The 13876-nt window shown below is 60.4% G+C and carries 13 protein-coding genes; 1 reads left to right on the top strand and 12 read right to left on the bottom strand.

Annotated features, from left to right (window positions below; all coding sequences use genetic code 11):
• The first annotated feature begins 17 nt into the window (after positions 1 to 17).
• Positions 18 to 995, top strand: a complete 978-nt coding sequence (locus BZL43_RS03595; RefSeq protein ID WP_095631155.1) for an NAD(P)-dependent oxidoreductase — start codon at positions 18 to 20, stop codon at positions 993 to 995.
• Between the two features lie 309 nt (positions 996 to 1304).
• Here BZL43_RS03595 and BZL43_RS03605 read toward each other — a convergent pair whose 3' ends face one another.
• The 12 genes from BZL43_RS03605 to BZL43_RS03660 form a co-directional block, all read right to left on the bottom strand.
• The gene (locus BZL43_RS03605; protein WP_095631030.1) at positions 1305 to 2189 is read right to left on the bottom strand and encodes a ribose-phosphate diphosphokinase; all 885 of its coding nucleotides are present in this window, start codon (positions 2187 to 2189) and stop codon (positions 1305 to 1307) included.
• Complete coding sequence (locus tag BZL43_RS03610; protein WP_095631031.1) at positions 2186 to 3703, bottom strand: thymidine phosphorylase family protein; 1518 nt, start codon at positions 3701 to 3703, stop codon at positions 2186 to 2188. The genes BZL43_RS03605 and BZL43_RS03610 overlap by 4 nt, the downstream gene beginning before the upstream one ends.
• Entirely contained in the window at positions 3681 to 3833 is a 153-nt protein-coding gene (locus tag BZL43_RS28225; RefSeq protein WP_168185060.1) for a hypothetical protein, read from the bottom strand. The genes BZL43_RS03610 and BZL43_RS28225 overlap by 23 nt, the downstream gene beginning before the upstream one ends.
• Complete coding sequence (locus BZL43_RS03615; protein ID WP_095631032.1) at positions 3830 to 4048, bottom strand: hypothetical protein; 219 nt, start codon at positions 4046 to 4048, stop codon at positions 3830 to 3832. Before BZL43_RS03615 ends, BZL43_RS28225 begins: the two co-directional genes overlap by 4 nt.
• Entirely contained in the window at positions 4045 to 6291 is a 2247-nt protein-coding gene (locus BZL43_RS03620) for a heavy metal translocating P-type ATPase (RefSeq protein ID WP_256582796.1), read from the bottom strand. The genes BZL43_RS03615 and BZL43_RS03620 overlap by 4 nt, the downstream gene beginning before the upstream one ends.
• A complete protein-coding gene (locus BZL43_RS03625; RefSeq protein ID WP_095631034.1) occupies positions 6254 to 6523 on the bottom strand; it encodes a DUF5676 family membrane protein in 270 nt (89 codons plus the stop codon). Before BZL43_RS03625 ends, BZL43_RS03620 begins: the two co-directional genes overlap by 38 nt.
• Positions 6520 to 7206, bottom strand: a complete 687-nt coding sequence (locus BZL43_RS03630) for an isoprenylcysteine carboxylmethyltransferase family protein (RefSeq protein ID WP_095631035.1) — start codon at positions 7204 to 7206, stop codon at positions 6520 to 6522. Before BZL43_RS03630 ends, BZL43_RS03625 begins: the two co-directional genes overlap by 4 nt.
• A 134-nt stretch (positions 7207 to 7340) precedes the next feature.
• A complete protein-coding gene (locus BZL43_RS03635; protein WP_095631036.1) occupies positions 7341 to 7736 on the bottom strand; it encodes a hypothetical protein in 396 nt (131 codons plus the stop codon).
• A gap of 306 nt (positions 7737 to 8042) precedes the next feature.
• Positions 8043 to 9230, bottom strand: a complete 1188-nt coding sequence (locus tag BZL43_RS03645) for a pyridoxal phosphate-dependent aminotransferase (protein ID WP_095631038.1) — start codon at positions 9228 to 9230, stop codon at positions 8043 to 8045.
• Positions 9231 to 9270: 40 nt separating this feature from the next.
• Positions 9271 to 10896, bottom strand: coding sequence for a methyl-accepting chemotaxis protein (locus BZL43_RS03650; protein WP_095631039.1), 1626 nt, complete (start codon positions 10894 to 10896; stop codon positions 9271 to 9273).
• 333 nt (positions 10897 to 11229) lie between these two features.
• Positions 11230 to 12378 (bottom strand): glycerate kinase, encoded by a 1149-nt coding sequence (locus BZL43_RS03655; protein ID WP_095631040.1) that lies wholly within the window; start codon positions 12376 to 12378, stop codon positions 11230 to 11232.
• 257 nt (positions 12379 to 12635) lie between these two features.
• A complete protein-coding gene (locus BZL43_RS03660) occupies positions 12636 to 13757 on the bottom strand; it encodes a sugar diacid recognition domain-containing protein (protein WP_095631041.1) in 1122 nt (373 codons plus the stop codon).
• Between the last annotated feature and the right edge of the window lie 119 nt (positions 13758 to 13876).

The raw sequence follows: 13876 nt of genomic DNA on the forward strand, positions 1-13876 counted from the left end.
ATGTTGATATGACGACGATGAAAAAACAGGTTGTGCTGTACAAGAAACTCTCGCCGCTGCTGATGGCTCGCCTGCATGAGCAGACCGAGGTGACGCTGATCGACAATCTCGACGCCGAGGGGCTGGCAAAGCTGCGCCAGGTCCTGCCCCACGCTCAAGGTCTGCTTGGCGCCAGTCTGAAACTGGATGCCGGGTTACTGGATCTGGCGCCGAACCTGGAAGCCATTGCCAGCGTGTCCGTCGGTGTCGACAACTACGACATCGACTACCTGACCGAGCGGCGAATTCTGCTCAGCAACACCCCCGATGTGTTAACTGAAACCACCGCCGACACCGGTTTCGCGCTGATCCTGGCCACCGCCCGGCGCGTAGTCGAATTGGCGAACATGGTTCGTGCCGGCCAGTGGAACCGCAACATCGGTCCGACGCAATTCGGCAGCGATGTACACGGCAAGACGCTGGGCATTATTGGCATGGGGCGGATTGGTGAAGCCTTGGCGCAACGTGGGCATTTCGGTTTTGGCATGCCGGTTTTGTATCACAGCCATTCGCCGAAACCGGCGGTGGAGCAGCGTTTCAACGCGCAATACCGCAGCCTGAGGGATCTGCTGCAACAGGCCGATTTCGTTTGCCTGACGTTGCCACTGACCGCTGAAACCGAAGGGTTGATTGGCGCTGAACAGTTCGCCCTGATGCGTCCCGAGACGATCTTCATCAACATTTCCCGAGGCAAGGTGGTGGATGAGGCGGCGCTGATCGAGGCGTTGCAGCACAAGCGGATTCGCGCGGCGGGGCTGGATGTGTTCGAACGTGAGCCACTGGGGAATGACTCGCCGTTGTTGCAGTTGAACAACGTGGTGGCGACGCCGCACATCGGGTCGGCGACGCATGAGACGCGGGAGGCGATGGCCCGGTGTGCGGTGGATAATCTATTGGCGGCGTTGGCTGGGGAGCGGCCGGTTAATCTGGTGAATGCCGGGGCGTGGAAGGGCTGAGAACATTTGGCGTCTGTGAGTCAGTCTTCGCGGGCAAGCCTCGCTCCTACAGGGTTTTGTGAACGCCAAAAATCCCCTGTAGGAGCGAGGCTTGCCCGCGAAGAGTCCATCAAATTCAACACAAATCGATCAGGCCCTTTTATCAGAAGGCAGGTAAATCGCCGCGCACCAAACGCGCAAGGGTCCGCTCGATGTCGCACAGGTGCGCATACGCAAGGTTTGCACCGCTTGGCGCATGGCCTCGTTCAAAGGCATGCGGCAGCCCGGTTCGATAGCAACCCGCGTCACCTTTCGGTTATCCATTTAAAGTCATGGAGCAAGCTCCTCGATGGCTTTTCCAACCAGTTCGGACAGATCGATGGTGTTGCTGGCGTGCAAGATGCTATTGCTAGTGAAGGCCTGAATGCCGGCCGCTTGCAAATCCCGTTCGGCGTGTTCTGCATACACTCCATGTACCGCCAGGGCCACCGGTGGGCGCATACCTGCTCGTTGCAGATGACTGGCGGTTTCGAGCAGGGTACGCCCCGTCGAGATGATGTCGTCGATCAGCACCGGAGTGTGTTCACGCCAACGCTCGATATCGGGCACGGAGACCGCGACCTCCCGATCACCGAGTCGCACTTTCTGCAGCACGATGAATGGCGCTTTCGCCAGCCGGGCGACCTCCGACACCCATTGCTCGCTTTCGCTGTCGGGACCGATCAACAACGGCTGCGCGATCTCACTGGTAACCCAGGCGGCCAGGGCCGGTGCGGCATGTACGACTCGATGCGGTACCGGGTACAGAGTGCCCAGATCATGGATACGATGCAGGTGCGGGTCCACCGTCACTAACCAGTCGATGTGCGGTGCCAACAGGGCGGCGAACAGGCGCGCGCTGACGGCCTCCCCCGGATGAAAACGCTGGTCCTGACGCATATAGGCCAAATAGGGAGCAACCAGGCCCACGGAGCGGGCACCCAACTCGCGCAGGGTTTCCATGAGCAAGCACAGCGGTATGAACAGGGTGTCCGGGCGGTGCAGGCTGCACAAAACCACCGCATCGCGGCCCTGCACGTCGCTCAACACACGCACATAGCTTTCCTCGTCGGGAAACTGCCGCAGCTGGCAGGCAGCGGGTTGCAGCCGCGCATGGGTCGCGAGCCCGGTCTGTAAGGCCAGGTTACCGTCGAGACAAAACAGCAGGGGATTCATGGTGCGTCCTCCTCGATGAAGAAGAGTTCCGAGTGCTGCTGCGCATATTCCAACGCATAAGCCAGTTCGCCCGGGCTTTCAGCATGCACGGTATAGAGCGGCTGATCGGCCTCGACCCGTTGTCCGAGCGCGGTACCGAGTACCAGCCCGGCTGCGGGGGCCGCCGGCGCCCCAGCCAATTTGCCAATGCGCGACAGTATGCGGTTGTCGATGCGACACACACGGCCGTCGCAGTCAGCCAAAACCGGGTGCCTATAGCGCGCCTGCGGCGGCTCGCGCAGCCCGCCTTGGGCGTTCGCGATGGCCTGGAATTTCCGCCAGGCGCTGCCACTCGCCAAAGTTGCGGCGGCGAGCGTATAGCCACGACCGGTCGGCACTTTGCCGGCCATTTCCAGCAACAGGCCGGCGAGGTCGAGGGCACGCTCACGCAAGTCCTGTGGCGCCTGCGCATCGCCGCGCAGCACCGCCAGCACATCGAGTGCTTCCAGTGCCGGGCCAATGCCCCGCCCCACTGGGCCATCGCCGTTCGATACATGTGCCTGGACGTTGAGGCCAAGCAGGCTGCCGACTTCGACCAACAACGTTTGCAGTTGGATCGCTGCTGGCATATCGCGTACTTTCGCGGTAGCGCCGACAGGGATGTCGATCAATACATGACTCGCACCGGCCGCCAGTTTCTTCGACAACACCGAGGCTACCAACTGGCCCTGGCTGTCCAGGTCCAAGGCTCGTTCGACCCGGATCAGAACATCATCGGTCGGACTCAGTTGCACGGCCCTGCCCCAGACGACGCAACCACCCTCTTGTTCCACGACCCTGCGCATCGTTGGCAAATCGAGATCAACCGGGGCCAGGGTCTCCATGGCGTCGGCTGTGCCCGCTGGGGAGGTAATCGCTCGCGAGGAGGTCTTGGGTATGCACAGGCCGTTGGCCGCGACGATGGCCACCACAATGGGAGTGGTCCGATTCCCCGGCAGCCCACCCACGCAGTGCTTGTCCAGAATCAGCGGTCGGTCCCAGTGCAGACGCTCGCCGACTTCAACCATGGCGTCGGTCAGGTAGCGGATTTCGGTGAGCGACATTTGGTTGCCGGCACAACCGGTTAGAAAGGCCGCCAGCTCCACGTCGCTGAATCGGCCGGCATCGATGTCATTCACGATCGCCGTCAGCGCCTCCCGCGACAACGCACTTCCATGGATCTTCCCGCGCACGGCACTCATCGACTCTACCGGCGCCGGGTGATGCACGGTAACGCTTTCGCCCTCCTGCGCACCGAGCAGCCTCCACGCCGACTCCGATAGTCCAACTTCACCGCCGCCTAGCCACTGTCCATCTACCACCATCAGCGTCGCGATCACGCGGTGCGTGCCTTTGACCAGCTCGATGCGTGACAAGGCGGAAAAACCTTCCGAGCGGCAGACGTGGCAATCACGCGGCATGAACGCCACCGGCTGCTGGTGGGTATCAATGCCAAGCCGGCGCACGCGCAACTCAAGAACACTGTGTATCGGCATGATCACGCTCCCTTCGGCGGTTTGCCGCAGCAAGTCGATTCAACAGGAAGTACGCGGCAATGGCGAGGAAGCCGAGGAAGAACCCGTTGATGCGGCCGGCGCTGCGAACGGGAACGTAATGGGGTTTCATGGCAGATTCTTCCTTTGCAGTTTGCGACGGGCCTCTTCCATGTCCTTATCGAATTGGCGCACACCGCGAAAAAGTTGCACCCCGACCAAGACCGGGCACATCAGGAAAATCGCTGCTATAGCGAACGATTTGCCAGTCAGCCCCAACAGGTAAACCACCGTTGCAATGCCCACGATGCTCACCAGAAGACAGATAATTAAAACTTCGCGGTTCATGAATTAGCCTCCTGACCCAAGCCAATGCGGGCACGCTTGAGCAGCGCGGAGTTGGCGATTACCGATAGGGAGCTGAGTGCCATAGCGGCGGCAGCGATGATGGGATTAAGCAGCCCAAAGGCCGCGATTGGAATGCCGATACTGTTGTAGATGAATGCCCAGAACAGGTTTTGCTTGATCTTGACCATGGTTGCGCGCGACAGCTTGATCGCGTTGACCACGTCGCGCACATCGTTTTTGAGCAGGATGATGCCGCCGGTTTCCTTCGCTACATCGGAACCCGACCCAATGGCGATGCCGATGTCGGCGGTGGCCAGGGCCGGTGCATCGTTGACACCATCGCCAACCATGGCCACGACCTGCCCTTCGCTTTGCAATTGACGGATCACTGCGACCTTGTCGTCCGGCAAGACCTCGGCAATCACTCGCTCAATGCCGACCTGTCGCGCGACCGCTTCGGCAGTACGGTGGTTATCACCGCTCAGAAGCACGACCTTGATACCGCTTGCCTTTAATGCCGCAACGGCTTCAGCCGCTTCGGGTTTAATGGTGTCGGCCACCGCAATCACCCCGACCAAACGGTCGTCGACACCGACCAGCATGGCGGTCTTGCCATCGGCTTCCAGGCGGATAAGGTGCTCCTCGCCAGCTTCGGTCGAAATGCCTTGGCGGGCGAATAAGCGCCGATTGCCCAGCCAGATTTTACGACTGTCGATACTGCCTTCGATGCCGTGACCGGCGATCCCGTTGATGCCGGTCGCTTTCGGCAGGTTGATGTCACGATGCCGGGCGGCGCGCACTATCGCAGCTCCAAGCGGATGTTCTGAACCGGACTCCACGGCGGCAGCGAGCTTCAAGACCTCGTTCTCCAACGCTGAGCCTAACGAAATCACATCGGTTACATCGGGTTCGCCTCGGGTAATGGTGCCGGTTTTGTCGAACACCACCGTACTCAGTTTTTCTGCCCGCTCCAGTACTTCGCCGCCCCGGATAAGGATGCCGTTATCAGCCCCTTTGCCAACACCGACCATTAACGCGGCAGGCGTCGCCACGCCCAATGCGCAGGGACAGGAAATGATCAGAACCGCGATAAAGGCCAACAGCCCCTGCGGGAAATTCCCCGCAAGCGACCAGCCGACCAGCGCCAATAGCGCGACGGCCACCACCGCAGGCACAAAATAGCCAGTGACCTGATCGGCCAGGCGCTGGATCTGCGCGGTGCTGCTCTGTGCCTCCTCGACCATTTTGATGATCTGCGCCAGTGCGGTATCCGCACCGATCCTGCTTGCCTTGAAAGTGAACACCCCACTGCCATTGAGCGTACCTCCGATCACCGGACTGCCCGGGTGTTTGTCGACCGGCATCGACTCGCCAGTCAGCATGGACTCGTCTACCGTTGACTGACCGTCACTGACATCGCCATCGGTAGGGATTTTTTCGCCAGGCTTGACTACCAGAAACTCGCCGGCCATGACGTTCTCAGCGGGCAAGTCGACCTCTTGCCCATCACGAATCACATGCGCGATCGCCGGTTTGAGATCGAGTAAGCGCCGTACCGCAGCCGAAGACTTTTTCTTGATGATCTCCTCCATGTACCTGCCCAGCAGGACGAAGGCGATGATGACCGCCGAGACCTCGAAATAGACGTCGCGCTCGGCCACCTTGACCGGCAGGACGTCGGGGAAGAACAGCACCGCGACACTGTAGAAATAGGCGACCGACGTGCCGAGGGCGATCAGGAAATCCATGTTGATGTTTCGGGTGCGAATGGCGTTCCACGCCCCCTTATAGAAACTCCAGCCACCGATGAACTGCACCGGAGTGACCAACAGGAAAAGCCATATACCCCACGTGAACCAAGGAAGCGCAGGGATCGGTACCCAAGTCAGTAGCGTGGCACCGGCGGCCAGCGCGATGAAGGCGCCCGCACGCAGAAGCGCCAGGGCCAGTACACCGGTGAGGGCGATAGTCACACGGGTTTTCATCGCCTTCAGTTCTCTTTCTGGCGACTCGAAGGTGCGCAGGCAGGTATCGCTGCAAAAGTAATAACTGCGCCCGCCACGTTCCCGTGACAATGCTGTGGTCTTATCGACCATCATCCCGCAGATCGGATCTTTCGCCATGTTCCCTGATGCAAACGCCGGCTGGTGCTGGCTGTGCTGAATGTGTGATTCGTTCATCACTGTCTCCCGCCTGATGCGGCTATCAAGACTTGCCGTGGAGCTTGCCGGACAGCCAGGCAAACAAGGTGCCGACTATCGCGCCCCATACGGTCAAGACCAGCAGTGGCCCGACGAAAGCCGTCAACCCGTAGTCTTGCGGAGCTTGAAGACGACCGAAGTCGAGTCCATGGAACAAGGCGTTGAGAAAAGCGATACCTTGCGCCGGCCATAGCGCATAGAGCAGCGCACAGACCGTGTAGGAAATGGCCATGGTCAGGGCCAGAGCAATGCCGGTTTTCCAGGGAGCGTTCATGATTGTTTTCCTGAACTGGGAGGCGCGTCAGTAGGGATGTCGGGACTGCGGGGGGTTGACCAGGGCAGGAACGCCGGCGTCTGTTCACAGTAAGTGCGGTAGGCGTTGCCGAAGTGCGCAAACATCTCCCGTTCTTCCCGCTTCGCCAGCTTGGTGTAGACGAACAGGAGGATTGGAAACATCACCAGAGTGATCAATGTCGGCCACTGCAATAGAAAGCCGAACATGATCAGCACGAAGGCAACGTACTGCGGGTGCCGGATCCGTGCATAGGGCCCCTCGAGCGCGAGTTGCCCACTACCTTGGGCCCTGTAGAGCACGCGCCACGCGGACGCCAATAACCAGAAGCCGCCAGCGACCAGCAAGTTACTGATAATGTGAAATGGCCCCCAGTGCGGGTTGACCTTCCAGCCCAGAACCGTTTCGAGCAAATGCCCTGCATCGTGCGAGAGGAAGTCGATGCCGGGGAAGTTGCGAGTGAGCCAGGGCATCAACAGGTAGATCGTCAGCGGGAAACCGTACATCTCGGTAAACAGAGCCACCAGGAACGCCGAGAACATACCGAAGGAGCGCCAATCGCGACTCGTCTTAGGCCGGACGAAGCTGAAGGCGAACAAGATAAACACCAATGAGTTGATGATGACCAGCGACCAGAGACCGTAGGCCGATTCGGTAGGGTTCATGGTGGATACTCCTCTTTGTCCGGTGTGTTTGCTGTTCGCCTTTTTGTGAAGAGGTGAGCAGGAATAACCGAGTCGCGAAAAAACGACGCAGCAGGACAGAGCAACTCGTGCTCTGCCACTCTGAAATAGGGGAGTTAATCGTTGAAACGGACGAAAGTCAGGCGGACTGGGACTTCCGGCGGTGCGGGGCGCTTGAGTACAAGCGCGGCGAAGGAGAATTTTTTCTCGGGCTCAAGCACCCTTATTACTGCTGCAGTTAACAGCAAAAGGACGGCCCAGTGGACAGGATCCAATGCAGGAATCTGCGCAGCAGGTTTTATCGCGGTGGCAGTGTCCTCACAGTTTTGCAGGCAACCGCTGGCGTGGAGGGCATGGCCATCCACCCCATACAGCTCGGCATTGTGTGGCACGGTTATATTGTGATTCGTTTGTACCAGGCAACCCTGGATTGCCATCACGCTCACAGCTGACATCCACACCAAAAGGATAAGGTGCAACAGGCGTCGGCGGTGACGGCGGAACCAGTACATGGAGTACAACCTCGACTGACACGTCGTAGTGATATTCAGTCTAGCCAGCAAAGCAATGGAGAGGTTGATCAAAATCAAACTAATGGATGACTCAATCGAGATCGGCCTCGATATGCATGGCAAGACGCTGGGCATGTATGGCAGGCATCTGTTGGATACCAGGGCATGGAAGGCTCAAGACATTCGGCGTATGAGAGTCAGTCTTCGCGGGCAAGCCTCGCTCCTACAGGGGATTTTTGGCGTTTACAAAACCCTGTAGGAGCGAGGCTTGCCCGCGAAGAGGCCATCAAATTCAACACAAATCGATCAGGCCCGCCGCACCTGCAGCAACTGCGCCGCACACGACGCAATCCGCTGGCACGCATCTGCCAGCCTCGCCTGATCCACCACCAGGCCAATGCGAATATGCCCCGCCGCGCTTGGCCCGAAGGCTTCGCCGGCCAGCACCGACACCCCGTACCCTTCCAGCAAACGCTCGGCAAAATCCTGCGCACCGAGCCCGGTCTGGCGCACATCGACCATCACGAACATCCCGCCATCCGGTTTGATCGGCCGGATACCCGGGCAACCGCTTAGCCTGGCGCACACCAGATCGCGACGCTGGCGATATTCCTCGCGCATCAGGGCCACTTCCGGCAAGTCTTTATCGAGCGCTACTTGCGCGGCGTTCTGGACGAAATCCGGAAGGCCGAACAGCATGCACAGCGACAGATGCATCAAATGTTCAGCCAACGGTTTGGGGCCGATCATCCAGCCCACCCGCCAACCGGTCATGGCATGGGATTTGGACAGACTGTTGATCGTCGCGGTGCGCTCGGCCATGCCCGGCAGACTGGCCGGGCTGATGTGCTCGCCCTCGAACAACAGGTCGCTGTAGACCTCGTCGCTGATCAGCCAAAGGTCATGCCGCACACACAATGCTGCCAACGCCTGCCAGCTCTTCAACGACAGACTGGCACCGGAGGGATTATTCGGGCTGTTGAGCAAAATGACGCGGGTCTTTGCGGTGATCAGCGCCGCGACATCGGCCGGTTCAACCCGGAAGCCATTTTCCGGATGCACCGCCACCGGCACCACGCTGGCTCCGCAGGCGCCAAACACGCCTTCATAGGTCACGTACATCGGTTCGGCGACGATCACTTCATCGCCGGGGTCGAGCAGGCATTGGGCAACCGAATACACCGCGCACTGCGCGCCGGGCAGTACGATCACATTTTCGGCATCCACCAACTGGCCGCTGCGCCGCTGATGACGGCTGGCGATGCTGCTGCGCAGCGTGCGGGTGCCGCGTACATCCGAGTAATGGGTGTCACCCGCCAACAGGCTATCGATGGCCGCATGAATGATCGGCAACGGCGTATCAAAATCCGGGTCGCCGATAGAAAGCAGCAGCACATCGACGCCCTGCTCACGCAGCTCCAGCGCTCGATCATGAATCCTCCAGGCTGCCGCTCCGTCACCATCGATTCGTTGGGTCAAGGCTGAGTAGCGCATGTACTTCTCCTAACGCGCGAGTTCCAGTTTCAACCCTATCTCAAATCACGAAACGCGCCACCATCGCGTTCAAATCAACTGCTAATCGTGACAGCTCGTGGGTGGCGGCGCTGGTCTGGTTGGCACCGGCGGCAGACTGGGTAGCCAGGTCGCGAATGTTCACCAGATTGCGGTCGACTTCACGGGACACCTGAGCCTGTTGTTCCGAGGCGCTGGCGATCACCAGGTTGCGTTCGTTGATCAGTTGAATCGATTGGGTGATCTGCTCCAGGGCGATTCCCGCAGCACGAGCCATTTCCAGCGTGCTTTGGGTGCGCTGATTGCTTTGCTGCATCGATGAGACCGCTTCGCCGGTGCCGTTCTGGATACCGGCGACCATTTTCTCGATTTCCTGGGTCGACTGCGCGGTGCGATGGGCCAACGCCCGGACCTCGTCCGCCACCACCGCAAAGCCACGCCCTGCTTCCCCGGCACGGGCCGCTTCGATCGCGGCGTTGAGGGCCAGCAGGTTGGTTTGTTCGGCAATGGCACGAATCACATCCAGCACTTTGCCGATGTCGCGGCCCTGAGTCGCCAGCCCTTCGATCATCAACGCGGTGTTTTGCACGTCGTGGGTCATGGTCTGGATCGCGTCAACGGTTTCCACCACCCGGTCACGACCTTCACGGGCCGCCTGGGTCGACTGGTTCGAGGCTTCGGAAGTCGACACCGCGTTGCGCGCCACTTCTTCCACGGCGGCCGTCATTTCGTTGACGGCGGTGGCGGCTTGTTCGATTTCGTTGTTTTGCTGCTGCAGGCCACGGGATGCTTCTTGCGTCACGGTGCTGAGTTCTTCTGCGGCGGCGCCCAGTTGCGTCGCGGAGCCGGCAATCTGTTCGATGGTTTTGCGCAGGTTGCTCTGCATGGCGGACAAGGCGCCGAGCAAACGCGCCGGTTCGTCATTGCCGTCGACTTCGATGACCTTGCTCAGGTTGCCGCCAGCAATGGTTTCGGCCGCGAGCACCGCACGGTTCAGCGGCGTGAGGATGCTGCGGGTCAACAGCCAGGCCAGCAGCACGGTCAGCAACGAAGCCATCACCGCCACGGTCACGATGCCGATAAAGGCTTCGCTGTAATGCTCGCCCGCCTTGGCTGACGCGGCTTTGGCATCGGCGGCGTTGAGCGCCACCAGTTTGTTCAATTGCTCGCCCATTTGATCGGTGCCTTCCTTGATCCGGGTATTGATCAGGGCGCGCATCTCCTCCAGTTTGTTCTGCCGCGACAGCTCCAGCATCTGGCTCTGGGCCTGCATGTAGTTATCGAGGGTTGTCGCGAAGGTTTTGTACAGCGCAGCTTCTTCGGGGCTGGCCGGCAAGGCGGCATAGCTTGTTTGGGAAGTGCGCACTTTGTCGACGAGCACGCCGATGCGGGTCTGGGCTTCCTGCAACGCCGCCGGATCTCGGTTGACCAGCACGCGGAACGAGAGAATCCGCAGCCGCAGGACGTTTTCCGTCACGTTGCCCAGAAACCCGATGCTGGGTAACTGTGTCGTTTCCATATCGACAGAGGCTTGGCGAATGATCGACATACGGTTCACGGCAAACACACCCAGCACAATCACCAGCAAGGCAATGAAGGCGAAACCCAGGAAAGCTCGAGGCGCGATTTTCAGATTACGCAGTGACATAGGATGATCTCGGTAATTGAGGCGGCGAGCATCCTTGCGGTAATCACTGTCGGGCGCGCGGGCGATAGCGCGCACCTTTCAGTTGGGCGCGACTGTTGTAATAGGTTTGTGCGCGCCTGTTAGCTGTATCGGCCGGGCTTGAGGTTTTTTGCAGGGGGTGGAGAAATATTTTTCAGGTGTAGCAGCTGCCGAGCCCGCGAGGCTGCGTTCGGCGGCGAAGCCGTCGTGAATCAAGCGGCGCGGTGTGTCAGGGAAACCTTGCTTGCAGGACCTACGACGGCTTCGCCGCCGAACGCAGCCTCGCTGGCTCGGCAGCTGCTACGGGGATTTTTGTCAGTCCTGGATTTTGCCGGCCGCCACCCGCCACACCCGCGCAATATCACGGGTGCGCTCGCGCAACAAACGCGGTGCGTCAGCGCAGGCCTGCTGCAATGTCATCGGTCCGCTGGCCAAGGCAAAAGCCGCATCGATGCCATGTTCATACAACGCCTGATACCCCTCGCCCAAGGTCCCGGCGATGACGATGACTGGCACGCCGTGCTGTCGTGCGAGGCGCGCCACGCCAAACGGGGTTTTGCCGCGCAACGTCTGGGCATCGAAACGACCTTCGCCCGTGATCACCAGATCGGCGCCTTTGACCGCCTCGGCCAGACCCACCAGCTCAGCGACCACTTCCACTCCGGCCTGAAACTGCGCACCGAGAAACGCCTTGGCGGCAAACCCCAGGCCACCCGCCGCGCCACTGCCAGGTTCGTCGCGCACGTCTTTATCCAGGGCTTGCGCGCAGCGTTCGGCAAAATGCCCAAGGGCCTGGTCCAGTTGCTCGACTTGCTCAGGCGATGCCCCTTTCTGCGGGCCGAAAATCGCTGAAGCACCGTGAGGGCCGCACAGCGGGTTATTGACGTCGGCGGCGATGTCGAAACGCACCTTGGCCAGACGCGGATCTAGCTCACTCAGATCGAGGCGGGCCAGTTGCGCCAGGGCCAGGCCACCCGGCACCAGGGTTTGGCCTTGAGCGTCCAGCAGCTTCACACCCAAGGCCTGCATCGCCCCGGCGCCGCCGTCATTGGTGGCGCTGCCGCCAATCGCCAGGATCACCCGTTGCGCGCCGGCATCCAGCGCGGCGCGGATCAATTCACCGGTGCCGTAGGTGCTGCTGGTGCAAGCATCGCGCAGGTTCGGCGCAACCAGCTGCAAGCCACTGGCCTCGGCCATTTCGATGATCGCGGTGCGGCTCTGTGGCAACCAGCCCCATGCGGCCTCGACCATGGCCCCCAGCGGCCCGCGAACAGGGGTACGGCGCAGTTCGCCGTCGCAGGCGGCCAGAATCGATTCGACTGTGCCTTCTCCACCATCAGCCATCGGGCACTTGAGCAATTGTGCATCCGGCCAGACGTCCGCCAAACCCTGCGCAATGGCCTCGGCCACCCCTTGGGCACTCAGGCTGTCCTTGAACGAATCGGGGGCAATGACGATTTTCATGTGAATTCTCCAGTTCCAATGCGTCCATGCTGCCAGCCGCCATGAACAATAACGCCGGTCCGTTGCACAAGCGGGCATGAGGATTATTGTTCATTTTCACAAAACCCGGCGTGAGCAGCGTCGTTCACAAATTTGTGCACCACCACAAATCACTGTGGGAGCAGGCTTGCCCGCGATGGCGGTGTGTCAATCACCATGCATGTTGAATGTGATGGCCTCTTCGCGGGCAAGCCCGCTCCCACAGGCAATTGTGAGATTCATGGGTTGGCGTCTGCCTGGGGGAGCAGCTGGACGCCAAGGTAAAGCGCGAGCATGCCGTCCAGTTTCAGCGGATCGACACCGCTGAGTTCGGCAATTCTTTCCATGCGGTAACGCAGACTGTTGCGATGAATGCCCAACGCCTCGGCACAGGCCTGACTCTGACCGTCGTGCTCGCACCAACTGCGCAAGGTCGCCAGCAGTTGGCCGTTGCCATCCTTGGCGATGACTTTGCGCAGCGGCCGCAGCAGCTCATCCAGCGCATCGTCGTTGCGGTGTCGCCAGAGCATCACCGGCAGCCGATAACGATTCAGTGTCAGCAAGCGTGAATGCGGCAACACATCACGACCATAGGCCAACAGATCACCGACCCGACGATAGCAACGGCGCAATCCCGACAAGCCATCGGCCTGCCCGCCCACGGCAATGCGCAAAATATTCCAGCCGAGGCCATCGAGCTTCTCCAGCAGCCGCTCGTTCTCGATCGCTGGCGTTGCCGGTCGACACCACAGCAAAGAAGACTTGGCCGAGGTCACGCACCAACTGTCCGGGTAGCGCGACATCAACCAGGCGCTGAGCGCTTCGACGGTCTGGCCCGGACCGTGTTCCAGGCCCAACTCGAACAGATAAGGCACCCGCGTCAATTGCGGCTTGAGCCCTAGCTGCTGCGCTTCGTCCAGCAAACGCGGCGAATCCCCCGCCTCGCTGAGCAGCAGTGCCAGCAGATCATCGCAACGCTGGCGTCGCCATTGCTGCTCGGCCTGTTGATTGCGCTGACCCACCAGCATCTCGGCGGTCATTCGTACCAGCTCGGCATAGGTGCGCAGTTGTTCGGGTTCGCCGGTGATGCCCAGCACACCGATCAAACGCTGATCGAGCAACAGCGGCAGGTTGATGCCCGGCTGCACGCCTTTGAGGTGAATCGCGGTGTGCGCGTCGATCTCGACCACGCGCCCGTTGGCCAACACCAGTTGCGCGCCTTCGTGGCGGGTGTTGATGCGCTCGGGTTCGCCGCTGCCCAGAATCAGCCCCTGGCTGTCCATGACATTGACGTTGTACGGCAGGATGGCCATCGCCCGGTCGACGATGTCCTGAGCCAGGTCGTGATCGAGTTCGAACATAGCGCGGTTCCTTGAAAACGTGACGGAACGGGTTGTTCACCCGCACAGGCCTTGGTCATAAACCCTGTGCTCAGGCACAAAGACAACCACCCAAGGGGTGGCCGAGACTCACTGGGCGA

The sequence above is a fragment of the Pseudomonas sp. PICF141 genome, from assembly GCF_002286815.1.
Taxonomy (GTDB): domain Bacteria; phylum Pseudomonadota; class Gammaproteobacteria; order Pseudomonadales; family Pseudomonadaceae; genus Aquipseudomonas.